Here is a 17271-nt window from a genome sequence, read left to right as displayed (position 1 = left end):
ATCACGGGCGCGTCACCCGTCCGGTGCCCGCCCGTTTCCGTACCCCTCCACGAGGTCCGGACCCCGGATGCGAGGATGAGGGCCGTATGACTGCCGGGTGGTGCGCGCGGATGCTGCGGGCCGTGATGTTCGCGGCCGTCTGTGTGGTGCTCGCCGCCCTGGGGCACGTGATGATGTCCGGCTCTCCGGTGGCCTGGTGGGCGCTGGCCGGGGCGGGAGCGGCTACGGCCGGGGCCGGCTGGTGCCTGGCCGGACGTGAACGCGGGCTTCCCCTCGTGGTGTCCGTCGTGGTGCTCGCCCAGGGCGTGCTCCACACCGCTTTCTCGGCCGCGATGTCCCTGACGCTCCCGGCGGGGGCGGGGTCGGTACGCCCGGGCATGGACGCCATGGACGGCATGGGCGGCATGGGCGGCATGGTGATGGGCGCCATGGGGTCGGCGGCCATGGGCTCAAGGGATGTCACGGGTATGGCATCCCTGGGCTCAGGGGCCATGGATATGGGGTCCATGGGCTCCGGAACCATAGGCATGGGGGCCGCGGGTGCTGGGTCCATAGGCGTAGGGTCCATGGGCGCCGGGTCCGTGGACATGCACTCCATGGATTCCGGGACCATGGCACATCTGTTCTCCGGGGGAGCCGGGACGGGCTCGCTCCCGGCGCTCGGCATGCTCGCCGCCCACCTGCTCGCGGCGCTGCTCTGCGGCCTCTGGCTCGCGTACGGCGAGCGCGCCGTGTTCCGCGTCCTGCGGGCCCTGGCCGCCCGGCTGGCCGCGCCCCTTCGGCTGCTGCTCGCCCTCCCGGTGCCGCCGTACCGGCCCGTCCTCCGGACGCGCCGACGCTCCTCGGACCGCGCCCCGCGCCTTCTCCTTCTCGTACACGCGATCACTTCCCGGGGTCCGCCCATGGGGACCGCTGTCGCCTGAGACAGCCGGTTCCCCGAAGCCGCTCCCTGAGCGCTTCGGGCCTCGGTCGTACCTCCGTACGGCCGCACCCCCCTCACCGGACCCATGGCCACGAGCCGGTCCGGATCACGGATGACCCGAGAAGGACACCTGGTGATCACTCCTGCCCTGTCCGCCCCGCCCGCGCCCCGCCACGGCCACGAGGGGCGGAACGAAGACGGCCGAGCGGTGTCGGCCGACGAGTCGGCGACCGCCTGGGCGCTGGCCGCCCGCGCCGGTGACCCGGCCGCCGTCGAACGCTTCGTCCGCGCGCTGCACCGCGATGTCGTGCGCTACGTGGCCCACGTGTCCGCCGATCCGCAGGCCGCCGAGGACCTCGCCCAGGACACGTTCCTGCGGGCGCTCGGAAGTCTGCACCGGTTCGAGGGACGCTCCTCGGCGCGCACCTGGCTGCTGTCCATCGCGCGCCGCGCGGTGATCGACAGCCTGCGGTACGCCGCCGTCCGGCCGCGTTCGACCGGCACCGCCGACTGGCAGACCGCGGTGGAACGCGCCCAGCCGCTCGGCCTGCCCGGCTTCGACGACGGTGTCGCCCTGCTCGAACTCCTGGACGTCCTCCCGGGCGAACGGCGCGAGGCGTTCGTCCTCACCCAGCTGATGGGCCTGCCCTATGCGGAGGCCGCCCTGGTCAGCGGCTGCCCGGTCGGCACGGTCCGCTCCCGCGTGGCGCGCGCCCGCGCGACCCTGCTCACGCTGCTCGCCGAAGCGGAGGCGGGGATCGAGAGGACATCCAAGCCGGAGGGGACGGCCGGGGTGCGGGCCGAGAGGGGCGTGCCGAGCGCCGTCTGACCGCGCGGCTCGGGGGTCCGGCGTCGGCGCGGAGGACGGAGAAGCACGTCAACCACGCGACGCCGGGCCCCACTTGGCGCCCTCCGTCGTCCGGCGCCTAGACCGACCGGTGGTACTGCTCGGGCACATGCGCCTCGGCTCCGAGTTCGCGTGCCGCGAGCCGGGCGAAGGACGGGTTGCGCAGCAACTCCCTTCCCAGCAGCACCGCGTCGGCCTCCCCGTTGGCGACGATCTTCTCGGCCTGCTCCACCTCGGTGATCAGGCCGACGGCCGCGACGGCCATCGGGGTCTCCTTCTTCACCCGTGCGGCGAAGGGGACTTGATAGCCGGGCTCGACGGGAATCCGGACGCCGGGAGCGTTCCCGCCCGTGGAGACGTCGAGCAGGTCCACACCGTGCTCATGCAGCTCGGCGGCGAAGCGGACGGTGTCGTCGGCGCTCCAGCCCGCGTTCTCCAGCCAGTCGGTGGCCGAGATGCGGAAGAACAGCGGCTTCTCCTGCGGCCAGACCTCCCGTACGGCGTCGACGACTTCGAGGGCGAAGCGGGTGCGGTTCTCGTACGAGCCGCCGTACGCGTCGGTGCGGTGGTTGGAGTGGGGCGACAGGAACTCGTTGACGAGATAGCCGTGGGCGCCGTGGATCTCGACGATCTCGAAGCCGGCGTCCAGGGCGCGGCGGGCCGCGTCCGCGAACTGGCCCACGATCTCCTGGATCCCGGCGACCGTCAGCTCGTCGGGAACCGGGTGGTTGCCGTCGAACGCCAGCGCGCTCGGAGCGAGCGCACGCCAGCCGTGGGCCTCGGGGCCGACGGGGGCGCCGCCCTTCCACGGGCGCTCGGTCGAGGCCTTGCGCCCGGCGTGGCCGAGCTGCACGGCGGGCACCGTGCCCTGCGCGGTCAGGAAGCGCGTGATCCGGCGGAAGGCCTCGACCTGGGTGTCGTTCCAGATGCCCAGGTCGTACGGGGAGATCCGGCCCTCCGGCGAGACGGCGGTCGCCTCGACGATCACCAGGCCCGTCCCGCCGGTGGCGCGGGCCGCGTAGTGGGCGAAGTGCCAGTCGTTCGGGGCGCCCGCCGACGGGCCGTCGGGCGCGGCCGAGTACTGGCACATCGGGGGCATCCACACCCGGTTGGGGATGGTGACTTCACGCAGGACGCAGGCATCGAAGAGAGCGCTCACTGCCGACTCCGTTCGTCGCGGGACCGAGGGACGCCTCGTACGATAAACCTCGTAGTACGGCGAGTGTCAAACTACGACGACTCTCGTACAATGACGACGTCGATGCGTCGGGTGAAGCCGCCGGACGCCGCCGAAAGGGACGGGACGAGGTCCCCGGACGAAGTGGAGCCGCCGTGACGACCGCCGCCACCGCTGCCAGTGGCCGTGACCTGCCGCATCCCGAGCGGGAGGAGATCCGCCTGGAGTCGGTGCTGCACGCGCTGTCCGATCCCATGCGGCTGCGGATCGTCCGCGAACTCGCCGCCGAGGGCCGTGAACTCTCCTGCTCGGACTTCGTGCTGCCGGTCACCAAGTCCACGACGACACACCACTTCCGGGTGCTCCGTGAGAGCGGGGTCGTCCGCCAGGTCTACCGCGGCACGGCGAAGCTGAACGGCCTGCGCGCGGACGACCTCGACGTGCTCTTCCCCGGGCTCCTCGGCCGCATCCTGGAGGCCGCCGCCCGCCAGGCCGACCGCCTCCTGCCGTGACGAGGCACGAGAGTCGCCCCTGACATTCCGCCGGGTCCCCGACCGCCTCCTGCCGTGACGAGGCACGAGAGCCGCTCCTGACATTCCGCCGGGTCCCCGACTGCCTCCTGCCGGCCGTGGCGAGGCACGACACCGGCCGCTGAGGCCCCCGCCGGTCCCCGACCGCCCGCGCCGCCGTCAGGCCCCCGCGCCCGCGCCGCCGTCAGGCCCCCGCCGTCCGGGCCGCCGTCCAGAGCGCGTCCCAGTCGGGCAGTTTGACCACCTCGCGGCCCAGTTCGGCTCCCAGTTCCGCCTCGGCCCGTTCGATCGCCAGCCAGCCGGCCCATTCGACCGGCCGGATCCCGTCGGCCCGCAGCGCAGCGAGCGGATCGTCGGCGGCCGCTCGCCGTACGAGGGCCGGGGCGTCCTCCAGCAGGGAGGCCACCGTCTCCTTCGCGCACGGGCGATTGGTCCCGATGACCCCGGTCGGACCCCGCTTGATCCAGCCCGCCACGTACTCGCCCGGCGAGACCGCGCCGTCCCGCAGGACGCGTCCCGCTCGCTGCGGCACCGTGGCCCGCTCGGGGTCGAACGGCAAGCCGTCCAGCGGAACCCCGCGGTAGCCCACCGAACGCAGCACCAACTGCGCCTCGATCTCCTCGAATCGGCCGGTTCCCGTCACCCCGCCCGTCCCGTCAGGCATCGTCCGCTCGAACCGCACGGCGCCCACCCGCCCGCCGTCGGCGAGGAGTTCGACGGGCCGAAGGAAGAAGCGCGGGCGGATGAGACGGGGCCGGCCCTGCTGCGCGGCCGACGCCCAGCCCCTCAGGACCTCGACGTTGCGTCGCTGCGCGGCAGGCAGCCCCGACGGATCGAGGTAGGCGGGATCGAGCGCCAACTCCGCCTCGTCCACGCCGATGTCGGCCTCCGGTAGCCCGCCCAGCTCGCGCAGTTCCTTCGTGGTGAAGCGGGCCTGGGAGGGCCCGCGCCGGCCGACCATGCTGATCACGCCGACCTCGCTCGCGGCCAGCGCGCCGAGCGCGGCCTGCGGTATGTCGGTGGGGCTCAGTTCGGGCTCGGTGCGGGCGAGGATCCGGGTGACGTCGACGGCTACGTTCCCGACGCCGATGACGACCGCCGAGCGCACTCCGGCCACGAACGCGCCGGCCGCGGAGTCGGGGTGCGCGCTGTACCAGGACACGAACTCCGTCGCCGACCAGCTGCCGGGCAGGTCCTCGCCCGGTACGCCGAGGTGCCGGTCGGTGGCGGCGCCGACGCAGTACACGACCGCGTGGTAAAGCTGCCTGAGCCGGGCCACGGACACTCCGCCCGGCCCCACCTCGACGCCGCCGAGGAAGCGCACGCGCTCGTCCTCCAGGACGGTCCGCAGGTTGTTCTGGAGCGACTTGATCTTCTCGTGGTCGGGTGCCACGCCGTAGCGCACCAGGCCGAACGGACAGGGCAGCCGGTCCAGGACATCGACACGGACGTCGGGAGGCCCGCTCCGCTGGACCAGGCCCTGTGCGCTGTAGACCCCGCTGGGCCCCGAACCGACGACGGCGACACGCAGCACCGCGGAACTCCTCACCCGAGGGATCAGGAAGATCGCTGACCAGGACATCACTGACGGGACATGGCTGGTGCTCCCAGCATCGCACCACCGGGTGCTCGGCTGACAGGGTGCGGTGCGTGCCGGTCGCGCGCGTGTCCGTTCGTATGGAATGTGATGATGCGGTTACGTTCCGTATGTGCTAGACGCATCGTTTCTTAATCTGTCCGACCGCTGCCGCACGGACGGCGAGGTGTCCGTGCGGCCCGCCTGGGAGGTGCGGGAGTCCGGGTCGGGCGTCACGGCCTGGTTCGACGTCCGGCTGGCGTTCACGGACGGAGCCCGGGTCGACCTGCTCGCCGTGCTGTCGGAGACGGCCCTGTCGATCGAGGACGTACGGGCCGAGCCGCCCCTCTCGCTCGACGACCTCGCGGTGGTTGCCGAATGGATCGAGGAGCCGCTGTCCGAGGTGTGCGGAAGCCGCCTCGGCACCGCACCCGACCAGGACCCGGAGAGTCAGGCGCGGCGGGCCCGCCCCACCTGGCCGCGCGGTGCCGAGGGCCGTCTGCTGGTGGCTGAGGAGTACCGGGCGGCGCAGAAGGAGGGCCTGGATCCGGTGCTCGCCGTCATGGACGCCACCGGCCACAGCCGTCGCAAGTCGCTGAGGCTGATCGCAGGGGCGCGCGACGCGGGATTTCTGACACCGCGTCACGCCCGCCGCTGAGGGGGCGGCAGCAGGGTCCCGCCGGAAATCCACCGAACGGCCTTGAGCGGAAGGCTACTTGGCCTGACCGTCCTCGGGTTCGGGGTCGGTCGCGAAGAAGCGGGACAGATCCGTCTCGCGGGGGCCGGCCGGCGCCTCGGGGTCCGGCGGCACTCCCATCTCCCAGTCCAGCCGGTAGCGCTTGAAGAGTTCGGCCCGCAGCACCGGAACCCGCATGGGCACGCCCGGCACCAGCGCCGAGAAGACCGCGCCCATCAACAGGGCGCGCAGCATCGGGTAGTCGGCCGCGATCTGCTGTGATCCGTACCGTGCGACGGTGTCCCCCAGCAGCTCGGAGAGCCGCACCTGTTCGGGACACTGGACGAATCCCTCGGCCTGGAGCAGTCCGGCCATGTGCTGCCGCATCAGCACCGGCTGGTCCTGGGTGAGGCCCAGGATCGCGTCGATGGCCCGGGCCATCCGTTCCCGGCCGTCCTCGCTGCGCGGCTCGCGATCGAGCGCCTCCTCCAGGGTGCGGTGCATCAGCCGGTGCACCGCGGACTGGAGGAGCTGGCGTTTGCCGGGGAAGTAGTACGAGACGAGCCCACGGGCCGATCCCGCGCGATCCGCGATGTCCCCGAGCGTCGTGGCCTCGTAACCACGCTCGCTGACCAGCTCGACCGCGGCTTGCAGCAAACGTTCCCGGGAACGTCTCCGCAACTCTTCATTGACCGAGGCGCTTCTCGGGGACATGCTGTAACTCCTGCGTTGACTGGCTGCCAGCCAACTATACTCAACGCATCCGGATCCAGGCCCTCCGCGGGCCGGTTCCGGGCTGCCCCCGACCTGGGGCGACGCGGGGGATCGCCTCAGGTCGGACGCGCGGCGGTGGGCGCCGGGGGAGCGCCGGCCGCGCGGCGGCTTCCACGCTCATCGACCGTCGTGGCGCACCTCGCACATCTCGCCCTGATGCGGCCGCCGTTGTGCGGCGAGGTAGGCGCGTCGCCAGTTGGTGACCATGTACCAGCCGACCGACAGACTCAGCAGCACGTTGCCGACGAGCGTTTCCCTGTCGTCGCTGCGCGCGGTGTTGTGGAGGGCGGTGGCGGTGACGTACGTGAGCAGGGCGGCGAGGAGGATCCAGAGCGCTGTCTTCATGGGGGGACCTCGGAAGTGGGTGACGGGGGCGCCAACGTAGCCACGGACCCCGCATTGCGAGGCGTTTGGCTTTTGTTGGCCAAAACTTGACCGTGGAGGCCCGGCCGGGATCGGAAGTCGCCCCTTCCGTAACGGAATTCCGTGCGGCGGGCGATCCCGGGGAGTCGAACGGCCGTTTCCGGTTACGTCAGTCCGTGTCCACCAGGCCGAGCACCGGCCGCAGCCCGTCCGGGCGCTCGGCCACCGGCAGATGGTCGACGAAATGGACCGCGCAGCCGAGCGCCGCCGCCCCGCCGTCCGCCCTGCGGTCGTCGCCGACCATCAGGGTGTCCCGCGGGGCGATGCCGAGTCCGGCGCAGGCGGTCGCGAAGAGCCGCGGATCCGGTTTCTGGACGCCGTGCTCGTAGGACAGGACGTACGTTCCGACGTACGGGTCGAGCCCGTGTTCGCGGAAGACGGGCCGCAGGTCCCAGCCGATGTTGCTGACCACCCCGACGGCGAGCCCCCGCTCGCGCAGCTTGGCGAGCACCTCGGCCGCGTCGGGATAGGGCGTCCAGGCGGCGGGCCGCATGTGGCGGTCGTAGAGCGCCTCGTACAGCGCGGGATCGGGCAGCGGCACCTGCCGGGAGACACCGGTGAACGCGGCCCGGTGCTGCTCGGCACTGTGGTCGCGGGCCTCCCACGCGGCGAGGAGGTGATCGGGCACCGGCCCCGCCGGCAGGGCTCCGCCCGCGAGCGCGCCCGCCTCGTCCAGGGCCCGCGCCTTCTGCGCCAACTCCGGCTCCGGGAGCGTGTGACCGCTCTCCGTGAGCACCGCGCGCAGCCATGACTCCGTGTCCTCGACGCGGAAGAGGGTCCCGGAGAAGTCGAACAGCACACCCTTGAAGGTCATACGAGAGATCTTTCGCGGCGGGTTCCGCGGCGGTCAAGATGCCCTCGTCCGATGAACCCCTACGAGAGTCCCGGTCGGGTGCGAACCGGTCGCCGGCCCCGCGCCACCGGGGCCTAGCCCAGTGCGCGCAGGCCCGGTGCGAACGCCACCAGGACCGGCACGACCGGCACCAGCGCAGCCGCCGCCGTCAGTTGGAGCCGGCGGGCCGTGGTGAGCCTGTCCCGGGGAGTCAGGAGACGGTCCACCCGCTGCGGGACATACCCGCCCGGGGCCGACCCGGGTCCGAACACGCCCCGGTCCTCGTTGAGTTCGACCAGCGCGAGAGCGACCGTGAGCCGGCCGAAGCGACGCGAGGCGACGTCGTCCGCGGCGAGTTCGACCAGCCGGTGCATCTCGTCACGGAAGGCGGCGAACACGGGCACCTGCGGAAACCCGCCGGCCAGCGCGCCCGAACAGTGCAGCAGCCAGTCGTGCCGTGCCCTCGCGTGGCCCTGTTCGTGGGCGAGTACGGCGTCCAGCTGCCGTTCTTCGAGGCGGCTCAACGCGGCTGTGGTGATGACCAGTCGGGGAGAGGTGCCGGGCAGCCACCAGGCGTCGGGGCGCTCTCCCTCCAGGACGACGAGACGGCCGGATCCCTGCTCCTCGCCCGGCAACAACGGTGCGCGCAACCGGAGTTCGGAGCGGCTCTGCCGACGGCGCAGCCGCGCCCTGACGATCTCGCGCGCCAGCATCGCCGCGGTCCAGGCGCCGCCGCACGCGAGCACCACGGCCGTGGCCGCGGCCCAGCGGCCGCCCGCGCCGGGAACGTAGGCGTCGACGACCGGCGCCGGTGCGCCGTCGAAGACATGGCCGCGCACGGCCACCCACGCGGCGGACGCGCTCAGGGTCATTGACAGCACACAGCACAGCAGGACGGCCGCCACCACGCATTGCCACACCCACAGGGCGACCACGGGTTCCCGGTCCGGCCAGTCGGCCCGTGCGAGCAGGCGGGGAGCGAGCACGGAGGCAAGGGCGCCGAGCAGCAACAGTGCCGCGGGGACCATCATGGCCGAAGCCTATGAGCGGGGCCCGCCGCTGGATACGCCCGGCGACCCCAAGTGACGTACGCCACGGGTTCGTGCCACGCCCGGACTCCCTTCAGGAGCAACCGACTTCGGAGCGTGACACCGGGGTCCGTGCCCCGGGCGCGGCCACGGCTCCCGGGGCGGTGGCCCCGGACGGCGGAGCGTGAACGGCGTCAGAGCGTGACCAGCATCGCGAGCATGGCGATCCCCATGGACAGGCGGCAGGCCTGGGAGAGTTCGGGGCGGTCGCCCCAGCCGACGGTGCGGGCGGCCGGACCCGAAGCGACGGCCGGACCCGAAGCGACAGCCGGACCCGAAGCGACAGCCGGACTCGGGGCCACGGCCACGGGCAGCAGACGGGCGCCCGAACGGAGCACGTAGCCGGTGAAGTACAGCAGGAGCGTTCCGGTGAGCACGGGGACACCAGCGCCGCCGTGGACGTGATGGGCGTGGGTGGCCGCAGGGGCGGCCGTCATCACCGCCGCCATGTAGACCATCGCGACCGTGCCCATCAGGTGGTGCAGATGATGCCGACCGCTGCGGGCCGTCAGCAGCGCGCGCAGCGCGGCGACGCCGAAGACGGCCGTGCAGGCGAGCCAGGCCCAGTGCGGAGGGGCCACCACGGCCGCCGGCACGGCCATCGCGGCCATGCCGAACCCCATGAGCGCCTCGCCCCCCGCCGTACGGCGCTGTTCCTCGACCGGACTGCGCATCCGCAGCAGGCAGTAGGCCCCGGTCGCCGCGCACAGCGCGACGAGCAGCCAGCCGGCTGGAGCCGGTCCGTGCACCGCGTACCTCCCCGCTCGACGATGTCGGACACACGACGCGGGGCACGCGATGCCGGGCGGAAGGGTGCCGGGCAGCGGTGCCGGACATCGCACAGTCGGTCAGGACATGCCCCGGGTGACCGGGGCGCATACGAGCGCAGGGTTGCAAACGGGGGAGCGTGCGGGAGTGCACCGCAGGTCGGAGCCGACACGTGGAACTAATTTACAGGTAAAACACCTGCTAAGGTTTTGGTATGAGCAGCGCGAACCCTCCCGGCCCCTCGTCCGCACGCCGGTTTCCACTGGCCGACGCGCTCCGGCTCGGCAGGCCCTCCGACATCTGGTTCAAACCCGCCCTCAGCGTCGTCGTCGCGGTCGCCCCGCCGAACCTGACCCTGCTGGCGCTCGGCCGGCTGGACCTGGCGATGTACACCATGGCCGGGTCGCTCTGCGCGCTCTACGCCCACAGCCGTCCCTACGCCGCACGGGCCCGGGTCCTGGCCCGGGTCGTGGCCGGGATGCTGGGCGGACTCGCCGTCGCGCTGGTCACGGCGTCGCTCACCACGAACGCCGCCGTCCTGGTCACCGTCGGCGCCCTGCTGGCCGCCGCCCAGAAGACCCTGTGCGACGCCACGCGCGTCGGCCCGCCGGGACACGTGGTCCTCGCCTTCGTCTCCTCGGCGTCCCTGTTCGTGCCGCAGAGCCTTGGCCAGGTGCCGGGCCACCTCGCGCTGGGAGCCGCCGCCGGAGCCTGGGCCTGGGCCGTCGGCATGGCCCCCGGGCTCGTACGTCCGCACGGTCCGGAGCGGCGCGCCACCGCCCACGCGCTGAACGCCGCCGCGGTCTCCGCCGCCGCCCCGGACGACCCCCGCGCCCGCGCCGCAGCGGCCGCCGCCGTGCACACCGCCTGGACGTCGCTCCTGTCCACGGGAGCCCGTTCCGCTCCCCGGCGCGCTCTCGAACGGCTCGTCGTACGGGCCGAGGTCGCGCTCGCCGCACCCACCGGCACCGACCCCGAGCGGCTGCGCGGCTGGGCCCGCGATCTGTCCGGCACGGGTCCGGTCCCGAGCCCGGACGGCCTCGGCGCCGCCGCGGACGAACTCCTCGGCGTCGACGCCGCGCTCGCCCACGGGGAACCGCCCCTGCTCCGTCGCCTCCGCCCGCTCGCCCCCATCGCCCTGCGCACCGCGCTCGGCTGCGCCCTCGCCGGGTACGTCTCGCTCGCGCTCGGCGTCGGCCGCCCCTACTGGGCCCTGGTCACCGCCGCCTCCCTCTACCAGGCCAACGTCACCCTGACGTGGAGCCGGGGCGTCCAGCGGGTCACCGGCAATCTCCTCGGCGTGGCGGCCTTCGCCCTCCTCGTACCGCTCGCCCACGCCGGACCGGCGGCCCTCGTCCTGTGCTGCCTCGCCCTGAACTTCGGCGCCGAGGCGCTGATCGGCCGCAACTACTGGCTCGGCAGCGTCTGCGTGACCCCCATGGCCCTGCTGATCACCGAGTTCGCGCACGTCCAGCGGCCCGGGGAGCTGATGACCGACCGGGTCCTGGACACCCTGGTGGGCGCGCTGGTCGGCTTCGCCGCGGCCGTCGCCGTGACCAACCGGCGGGCCGGGGACCGTATCGAGGACGCGCTCGCCTCGCTCGGACGGGCCCAGGAGCGCGCCGCCGGACTCCTCGCCGAGGAGGGGCCCCCGCCCGGCGAGCTGGAGTCGGCCCGCCGCGGTCTGTCCGCCGCCGTCGTGCATCTGCGCTCCACGGCGGACACCGCGGCCGGCGAATGGTGGCGGCGCGCCCTGCCGGAGGAGCGGGTGATGCGGGCCGAGCAGGCCGGACATCGTACGCTCGCGGCGACGGTACGACGCCAGGGACTGCACTGCTGGGAGGACGCACGCGCATGACGACAGCGGACGGGCGGAGAACGGCGGCCGACGACCCGACACCGGCCGACGCCACGACAGCGGCCGGTGATCCGTCCCTGGCTGGTGATCCGACTCCGGCCGGCGACGCGACCCAACCCGGCGACGCGACCCAGCCCGGTGATCCGTCCCGTGCCGGTGATGCGACCCAGCCCGGTGATCCGTCCCTGCCAGGCGATCCGTCCGGCGCCGGTGATGCGACCCCTGCCGGAGATCCGTCCTCGGCCGGCGATCCGGCGCCGGACGGTGGGACGCACGCCGGGCGCGTGCCCCGGGATGCCGTGGTGGCCGACACCGTGGCGGCCGTCGTGCGCCAGTGGGAGGCCGTGCGGCCCGATCTCGACACCGGGCCCATGGAGGTCATCGGCCGGGTCAACCGCTGCGCCGCGCTCCTTCAGCAGGCCGAGGACGCGCCGCTGCGCCGGGCCGGGCTCACCCGCCCCGAGTTCGACGTGCTCGGGACGCTACGCCGCACGGGCCACGAGCTGACGCCGAGCGACATCGCCCGCGAGACCTTCTCCTCGGGCGCCGCCGTCACCAAACGGCTCAAGCAGCTGACGGAACGAGGCATGGTCGAGCGGCGTGGGGACACCCGTGACCGCCGCGTCGCGCACGTCCGGCTGACCGACGCCGGACGCGAACTGGTCGACTCCGTCCTCCCCGACCAACTCGCCTACGAGACAGGGGTCCTGTCCGGCATCGACCGCGAACGCCAGCGTGAACTGGCCGGACTCCTGGGCGAGTTGCTCGGTCAGCTGGAAGGCAGACTGAGGCTGCCGCGGGCCTGAGGCCGGCCGAACAGCGGGCCGTCCGCCCGGGTCAGTGCTGATCGACCTCCGCGTAGATCCCGAAGGCCGCCCCCTGCCGGTCCCGGGCGACGGCGAGCCGCCGCCCGTTCGGTTGCGAGACGGGCTCCATCAGCAGGTGGCCGTCCGCCATGAGGACGGCGTTCGCGGTCTCGTCCACGTCCTCGACGGCGAAGTAGGGCAGCCAGTGCGAGGGGACTTCGTGCGCGAAGTTCTCGTCCATCGTGATCATGCCGCCGAAGTCGGCGCCGTCGATGCCCCATTGCGGGTAGTGCGCCGAGGGCGTCACCGTCCAGCCGAACACCGTCGTGTAGAACTCGGTCACCCGGTCCGGGGCCCTGGTCAGGAGCTCCACCCAGCCGAGCGCGCCCGGCGCGTTGAACAGTCCCGCCCCGGGGAACGCCCGCGCCTGCCACATCTGGAAGGCGGCGCCGCCCGGGTCGAAGGCGACGGCGAATCGGCCCACGTCGAGCACTTCCATCGGGGCGAGGACGATGGTCCCTCCCGCGGCCTGCACGGCCGCCGCGGTCGCGTCCACGTCGGTGACGGCGAACGACACGTTCCAGGCGACAGGCTGCGACTCCTGATATACGGGGGAGATCCCCGCGACGGCCGCGTCCCCCAGGTGCGCGACGGTGTAGCCGCCCGCCTCCTGACGCGGGTCCGTCTCCGGGCGCCAGCCGAACAGATCGGCGTAGAAGCCCTTGGCACCCTCCAGGTCGTCGGTCCCGAGCTCCGTCCAGCAGGGTCCGCCGGTCACCGGCCTGTCGAGCTTCATGGCGCTCCTTCCGCAGCGATCCCCCTGAGCACGCTAAGCCTGCGGAGGATCACCGGCCATCCGGACGCCGACTCGGACGTCGGCCGCGAGCGCCGAAACACGCAAGCCGACCAGGACCGCGGACGCCGAGCGCGGACTCCGACCACGGACCGCGACCACGGGCCGCCGCCACAAATCGCGGCCACGGGCCGTGACCACAACCGTGACCACGGGCCGCCGCCACAATTCGCGGCCACGGCCCGTGACCACAAACCATGACCACGGTCCATGACCACGGGCCGCGACCACAGACGACAGACGCCGGACACCGTCTCCGCGCCGGCTGCGGACACCGCCGCCGGAAGCGTTCCGCGCGGGGCCGCGGACGGGACGACTCGCCCGCCCGCCCGGGCCGTCAGGGCCGGTACCGCAGGGGATGGTCCGCGGGGATCTCGACCACGACGATCTCGGTCCCGTCCGGGTCCGCGATCCACATCTCGATCAGCCCCCACGGCTCCCGCACCGGCTCGCGCACCGCCTCGACACCGGCGGCCACCAGTTCCTCGTGGGCCGCCGCGATGTCCGCGACCTGGAGCCACAGCTTCAGGGCGGGGGAGGGCGGGACCTCGGACCGTCCGGCGACCTCAAGGAATCCGCCGCCGAGGAAGTAGACGGTCCCGCGCTCGGGCCCCGTACCGAACTCGCGGTAGACGGCCAGGCCGAGCTGTTCACCGTAGAAGACGCGCGAGCGCTCCGGGTCGGTCGGACGCAGCAGGATCCGGCCGCTCAGTACATGCACCATGCACCGGGACCCTAGCGCGACCGGCGGGCCCGGGCGCGGCTAGGACACGGGGCGTACGGCGTACGGAGGCGTCCGCCGCGCGAGCCCGGGCGGGCCCGGGGCGTCCCGGCATGCGATGGCGGCCGACCGGCGGGTCCCGTGAGGGCGTTACGCTCGGGCGTGCCCCGCCGCGCCACTGATCGGAGAAACGCTCCCATGGAAACCGCCGCCGCCACCGGACTGACCTTCCGCGACGCCGTCGACACCGACGTGGACGCCCTGGTCGCGCTGATCGAGTCGGCGTACCGAGGGGAGTCCAGCCGGGCCGGCTGGACCACGGAGGCGGACATCCTCCAGGGCCGGCGGACCGACGCCGAGGGGGTCCGCGCGGTCGTGGAGGCGCCCGACAGCCGGCTGCTCGCCGTCGAGCGGGACGGCGTCCTCGTCGCCTGCTGCCAGCTGGAGCACCGCGGCGACCACGCCTACTTCGGCATGTTCGCGGTCAGTCCCGCGCTCCAGGGCGGCGGGCTCGGCAAGGTGATCATCGCCGAGGCGGAACGGACCGCGCGCGAGACGTGGGGCGTCACGGAGATGCACATGACGGTGATCTCCGTACGCGAGGACCTCATCGCCTGGTACGAGCGGCGCGGCTACCGCCGTACGGGACGGATGACGCCGTTCCCGTACGGCGATGAGCGCTTCGGCATCCCGCAGCGCGACGACCTGCGCTTCGAGCTGCTGGTCAAGCCGCTCGGCCGGGACCTCTAGGACAGCCTCCGGGCGCATCCGGCGTCCGCCCCGCCGGTCACGCCGTGAAGCGGCCCGTGCGCTTGATCTCCGGATAGTCGGTCGTGGCGCCGTCCAGCTCCAGCGCGCGCACCAGCCGGAGCTGGTCCTGGGTGTTGACCACCCAGCCGATGATCTTCAGGTCTGCCTTGCGGGCCTGCTCCACGACCTCCAGGCTCAGCCTGCGGATGTTCAGGCACACGGTCGCGGCGCCGGCCTCGACGGCGCGGTCCACCACGTCGGTGCCGTAGCGGCTGGCGATCAGCGCGGTCCGCACCCCCGGCACCAGCCGCGCGATCTCGGCGACCGCCTCGTCGTGGAACGAGGACACCTCGACCCGCCCGACCAGGTCCTTGCGGTGCATCACCTCGGCCAGCGCCCTGGCCGCCGCGACATCCTTGATCTCGGCCTGCAACGGCGTCCTGACCGCCTCCAGGACCTCCTCGAAGACGGGCACCCGCTCGCCGCGCCCCGCGTCCAGGGTGCGCAGCTCCGCGAGCGTCTTGTCGGCGATCTGCCCGGTGCCGTCGGTCGTGCGGTCGACGTCGGCGTCGTGCATCACGACGAGGGCGCCGTCCTTGCTGAGATGCAGATCGAGTTCGATGAGGTCGAGGCCCGCGTTCTGGGCGGCGATGAAGGAACGAAGGGTGTTCTCCGGTTCGACACCCATCACTCCGCGGTGACCGATGGTGAGGAAGTTCAAGATTCGACTCGCTTCCGTCGACGGCAGCTCGGCTCGCGCGTGGTTCCGAGGGGGTGCCCACGCGGCAGGCCGCAGCCTAATGGCCTGGCTGTGCTGTGTACCCGTTCCTACGCCGTGCAATGGGAGTGTCGGATTCACACGGCGCGGCGCGAGTGCGGGACCCGCGCGCGGGCCCGGCTGCGCGCACCCGCGAAGAGGCCCATCATCTCCAGTGTGACGTGGGCCACGCGTACATGACCCCGGCGGAGGGAAGCCGCAGTGCGGGGCCGGAAAGATCCATGACGCCGGTGCCTCCGGCGGATTCCGTGGAATCCAGGGGATCCCCGGCCTTCCGGGGTGGGGCGCGGACGCCCGTGCCGTTCGGTGCGCTGTGGTGCATGTCATCGCATGGACGGTGTCTGACAGGAAAAAGAGCGGTGGAGGTGGGGGGTGCGCAGGATAATCTCCCGGGTTCCCTCTTGCGTAACGGAACCTTGGATACATACGGTGTCCATACGCGAGGTTTTCCTGTGGAGGATGGGACATGACGGAAGTTCTTGAGAAGGTGGGTTCGGAGGAGCGGGTTCCTCCCGTGGCCAGGGTGGTGGATCACCCGGCGTGGCCTGTCCTCAAGGCTGCCGTGGAGGAGATCCGTCCCTGGCAGTCCAAGGACGGCTCCATCGACCTCGCGGCGGACGGCGCCCCCGCCGCCGCCGACGTCGAAGCGGTCGTGCGCCGTGCGGCCGAGGCGATAGACGCGCTCTCGCCGCTGGTGCCCCACGACGCCGCGTACCACGAGGCGCTCGTGAAGGACCTGCACCGCTGGGCCGACGGCGGCTTCGAGGTGCCCGACTTCCTCGACTCGCTGCTGGCCTTCCAGCCCGCCGCGAACCGTGAGGACGGCCTCCAGCACCTGGTGCTCTTCCCGATGTACACCCAGAACGGCAACCTGGACCGCAACTTCGAGGCGGTCGTGCTGCGCATGGTGTGGCCCGAGTGGCTGGCCGAGCTGGAGCGCACCCGCTACGACAACCCGCTGTTCTGCGGCATCACCTTCGAGGACTTCACCGCCGGGTACGACACCAACTCGGCCGTGCTCTTCCCGGAGACCATCGCCGTGCGCGAGGCGCCGGAACGATTCTCCTGGGGTGGCATCTTCTGCGACCGCGAGGCCGCCCGCTTCCGCGCCGTCACCGGAGCCGCCGTGGACACCCTGGGCCTCGAACTGCCCGAGGACATCGCCGCCATGGTCCACGACCAGGAGCGCTGCGAGAAGGCCTTCGTGCTCTGGGACATGGTCCACGACCGCACCCACAGCCACGGCGACCTGCCGTTCGACCCCTTCATGATCAAGCAGCGCCAGCCGTTCTGGATGTACGGCCTCGAGGAACTGCGCTGCGACCTCACCGCCTTCAAGGAGGCCGTGAAGCTGGAGGCCGAGGGCAACGAGCACGGCCGCGACGTCCAGTACGCCGTCCTCTTCGACCGGATGTTCCGCTTCCCCCTCACCGGCGACCGCGTCCGCAACTACGACGGTCTCGGCGGCCAGCTGCTCTTCGCCTACCTGCACAAGCACGACGTCGTCCGCTGGACCGACAACAAGCTGCACATCGACTGGCAGCGCGCCCCGCAGGTCACCAACCAGCTGTGCTCCGAGATCGAGGAGCTCTACCGGGCCGGCATCGACCGCCCCAAGCTGGTCCACTGGTTCAAGGCCTACGAGCTGGTCTCCACCTACCTCGCCCCGCACCCGGGCTCCCGCTGGGCCAAGGGTCCCGACGCCCTCGACCTGTCGCAGCCGCCGCGCAAGCTCGTGGACGACGTGCTTCCGGACGAGTTTCCCCTGAGCATGTTCTATGAGGCGCTCTCCAAGAAGCTGAAGAACGTGATCGCCTCCACCAAGGGCATCACCGCGGCCGGCTCCGAGCGGGTCGCCGCGTGACCGACCGCGCTAGCGAGAACATTGCTCA

Annotated in this window: 18 protein-coding genes; 8 read left to right on the top strand and 10 right to left on the bottom strand. The window is 72.5% G+C overall.

Annotation, left to right across the window (positions count from 1 at the left end; genetic code table 11):
• The first annotated feature begins 86 nt into the window (after window positions 1–86).
• Together WJM95_RS02800 and WJM95_RS02795 are read left to right on the top strand one after the other, a co-directional pair.
• Window positions 87–923, top strand: a complete 837-nt coding sequence (locus WJM95_RS02800; RefSeq protein WP_339127850.1) for a hypothetical protein — start codon at window positions 87–89, stop codon at window positions 921–923.
• Window positions 924–1055: 132 nt separating this feature from the next.
• Complete coding sequence (locus WJM95_RS02795) at window positions 1056–1751, top strand: sigma-70 family RNA polymerase sigma factor (protein ID WP_339127849.1); 696 nt, start codon at window positions 1056–1058, stop codon at window positions 1749–1751.
• A gap of 97 nt (window positions 1752–1848) precedes the next feature.
• Here the strand turns inward: WJM95_RS02795 and WJM95_RS02790 are convergent, their stop codons facing one another.
• Window positions 1849–2928 carry an NADH:flavin oxidoreductase/NADH oxidase gene (locus tag WJM95_RS02790; protein WP_339127848.1) on the bottom strand — a complete coding sequence of 360 codons (1080 nt, stop codon included), beginning with the start codon at window positions 2926–2928 and terminating at the stop codon, window positions 1849–1851.
• Between the two features lie 173 nt (window positions 2929–3101).
• Between WJM95_RS02790 and WJM95_RS02785 the strand changes: the two genes are divergently transcribed.
• Window positions 3102–3458, top strand: coding sequence for a helix-turn-helix domain-containing protein (locus tag WJM95_RS02785; protein WP_339127847.1), 357 nt, complete (start codon window positions 3102–3104; stop codon window positions 3456–3458).
• A 202-nt stretch (window positions 3459–3660) separates the two neighbouring features.
• Here WJM95_RS02785 and WJM95_RS02780 read toward each other — a convergent pair whose 3' ends face one another.
• Window positions 3661–5010: an FAD-dependent oxidoreductase gene (locus WJM95_RS02780; RefSeq protein ID WP_339127846.1), complete on the bottom strand. Its 1350-nt coding sequence runs from the start codon at window positions 5008–5010 to the stop codon at window positions 3661–3663.
• 229 nt (window positions 5011–5239) lie between these two features.
• Here WJM95_RS02780 and WJM95_RS02775 point away from each other — a divergent pair, with 229 nt between their 5' ends.
• Entirely contained in the window at window positions 5240–5710 is a 471-nt protein-coding gene (locus tag WJM95_RS02775; protein ID WP_339135324.1) for a DUF6214 family protein, read from the top strand.
• A gap of 54 nt (window positions 5711–5764) precedes the next feature.
• On the opposite strand, the gene WJM95_RS02770 is transcribed toward WJM95_RS02775, so the two are convergent.
• The 5 genes from WJM95_RS02770 to WJM95_RS02750 all read right to left on the bottom strand — a co-directional run bounded on the left by WJM95_RS02770 (window position 5765) and on the right by WJM95_RS02750 (window position 9594).
• Window positions 5765–6442 carry a helix-turn-helix domain-containing protein gene (locus WJM95_RS02770; RefSeq protein ID WP_339127845.1) on the bottom strand — a complete coding sequence of 226 codons (678 nt, stop codon included), beginning with the start codon at window positions 6440–6442 and terminating at the stop codon, window positions 5765–5767.
• A gap of 177 nt (window positions 6443–6619) precedes the next feature.
• Window positions 6620–6847: a hypothetical protein gene (locus WJM95_RS02765; RefSeq protein ID WP_339127844.1), complete on the bottom strand. Its 228-nt coding sequence runs from the start codon at window positions 6845–6847 to the stop codon at window positions 6620–6622.
• A 187-nt stretch (window positions 6848–7034) separates the two neighbouring features.
• Window positions 7035–7739 carry an HAD-IA family hydrolase gene (locus tag WJM95_RS02760; protein ID WP_339127843.1) on the bottom strand — a complete coding sequence of 235 codons (705 nt, stop codon included), beginning with the start codon at window positions 7737–7739 and terminating at the stop codon, window positions 7035–7037.
• A gap of 113 nt (window positions 7740–7852) precedes the next feature.
• On the bottom strand, window positions 7853–8788 hold the full coding sequence (locus tag WJM95_RS02755; protein WP_339127842.1) for a M56 family metallopeptidase: 936 nt from the start codon (window positions 8786–8788) through the stop codon (window positions 7853–7855).
• 191 nt (window positions 8789–8979) lie between these two features.
• The gene (locus WJM95_RS02750) at window positions 8980–9594 is read right to left on the bottom strand and encodes a DUF5134 domain-containing protein (protein WP_339127841.1); all 615 of its coding nucleotides are present in this window, start codon (window positions 9592–9594) and stop codon (window positions 8980–8982) included.
• A 233-nt stretch (window positions 9595–9827) separates the two neighbouring features.
• Here WJM95_RS02750 and WJM95_RS02745 point away from each other — a divergent pair, with 233 nt between their 5' ends.
• The gene (locus WJM95_RS02745; protein WP_339127840.1) at window positions 9828–11471 is read left to right on the top strand and encodes an FUSC family protein; all 1644 of its coding nucleotides are present in this window, start codon (window positions 9828–9830) and stop codon (window positions 11469–11471) included.
• Between the two features lie 302 nt (window positions 11472–11773).
• The gene (locus WJM95_RS02740) at window positions 11774–12277 is read left to right on the top strand and encodes a MarR family transcriptional regulator (RefSeq protein WP_339127839.1); all 504 of its coding nucleotides are present in this window, start codon (window positions 11774–11776) and stop codon (window positions 12275–12277) included.
• Between the two features lie 31 nt (window positions 12278–12308).
• On the opposite strand, the gene WJM95_RS02735 is transcribed toward WJM95_RS02740, so the two are convergent.
• Both WJM95_RS02735 and WJM95_RS02730 read right to left on the bottom strand, forming a co-directional pair.
• Window positions 12309–13073, bottom strand: coding sequence for a VOC family protein (locus WJM95_RS02735; protein ID WP_339127838.1), 765 nt, complete (start codon window positions 13071–13073; stop codon window positions 12309–12311).
• Between the two features lie 394 nt (window positions 13074–13467).
• Entirely contained in the window at window positions 13468–13854 is a 387-nt protein-coding gene (locus WJM95_RS02730; RefSeq protein WP_339127837.1) for a VOC family protein, read from the bottom strand.
• 195 nt (window positions 13855–14049) lie between these two features.
• Between WJM95_RS02730 and WJM95_RS02725 the strand changes: the two genes are divergently transcribed.
• A complete protein-coding gene (locus tag WJM95_RS02725; protein ID WP_339127836.1) occupies window positions 14050–14601 on the top strand; it encodes a GNAT family N-acetyltransferase in 552 nt (183 codons plus the stop codon).
• Window positions 14602–14638: 37 nt separating this feature from the next.
• Here the strand turns inward: WJM95_RS02725 and WJM95_RS02720 are convergent, their stop codons facing one another.
• The gene (locus tag WJM95_RS02720; protein ID WP_339127835.1) at window positions 14639–15322 is read right to left on the bottom strand and encodes a glycerophosphodiester phosphodiesterase family protein; all 684 of its coding nucleotides are present in this window, start codon (window positions 15320–15322) and stop codon (window positions 14639–14641) included.
• A gap of 523 nt (window positions 15323–15845) precedes the next feature.
• Between WJM95_RS02720 and WJM95_RS02715 the strand changes: the two genes are divergently transcribed.
• A complete protein-coding gene (locus WJM95_RS02715; RefSeq protein WP_339127834.1) occupies window positions 15846–17243 on the top strand; it encodes a DUF6421 family protein in 1398 nt (465 codons plus the stop codon).
• The last annotated feature ends 28 nt before the right edge of the window (window positions 17244–17271 follow it).

The organism is Streptomyces sp. f51 (assembly GCF_037940415.1).
GTDB lineage: Bacteria > Actinomycetota > Actinomycetes > Streptomycetales > Streptomycetaceae > Streptomyces.
Note: the sequence above shows the minus strand (reverse complement) of the source record. Positions and strands in the feature narration are given on the sequence as shown.

Coding starts and splice junctions, on each gene's coding strand:
- WJM95_RS02715 (WP_339127834.1), top strand. CDS start 15,846: ATGACGGAAGTTCTTGAGAAGGTGGGTTCGGAGGAGCGGGTTCCTCCC.
- WJM95_RS02725 (WP_339127836.1), top strand. CDS start 14,050: ATGGAAACCGCCGCCGCCACCGGACTGACCTTCCGCGACGCCGTCGAC.
- WJM95_RS02745 (WP_339127840.1), top strand. CDS start 9,828: ATGAGCAGCGCGAACCCTCCCGGCCCCTCGTCCGCACGCCGGTTTCCA.
- WJM95_RS02755 (WP_339127842.1), bottom strand. CDS start 8,788: ATGATGGTCCCCGCGGCACTGTTGCTGCTCGGCGCCCTTGCCTCCGTG.
- WJM95_RS02760 (WP_339127843.1), bottom strand. CDS start 7,739: ATGACCTTCAAGGGTGTGCTGTTCGACTTCTCCGGGACCCTCTTCCGC.
- WJM95_RS02735 (WP_339127838.1), bottom strand. CDS start 13,073: ATGAAGCTCGACAGGCCGGTGACCGGCGGACCCTGCTGGACGGAGCTC.
- WJM95_RS02770 (WP_339127845.1), bottom strand. CDS start 6,442: ATGTCCCCGAGAAGCGCCTCGGTCAATGAAGAGTTGCGGAGACGTTCC.
- WJM95_RS02765 (WP_339127844.1), bottom strand. CDS start 6,847: ATGAAGACAGCGCTCTGGATCCTCCTCGCCGCCCTGCTCACGTACGTC.
- WJM95_RS02730 (WP_339127837.1), bottom strand. CDS start 13,854: ATGGTGCATGTACTGAGCGGCCGGATCCTGCTGCGTCCGACCGACCCG.
- WJM95_RS02800 (WP_339127850.1), top strand. CDS start 87: ATGACTGCCGGGTGGTGCGCGCGGATGCTGCGGGCCGTGATGTTCGCG.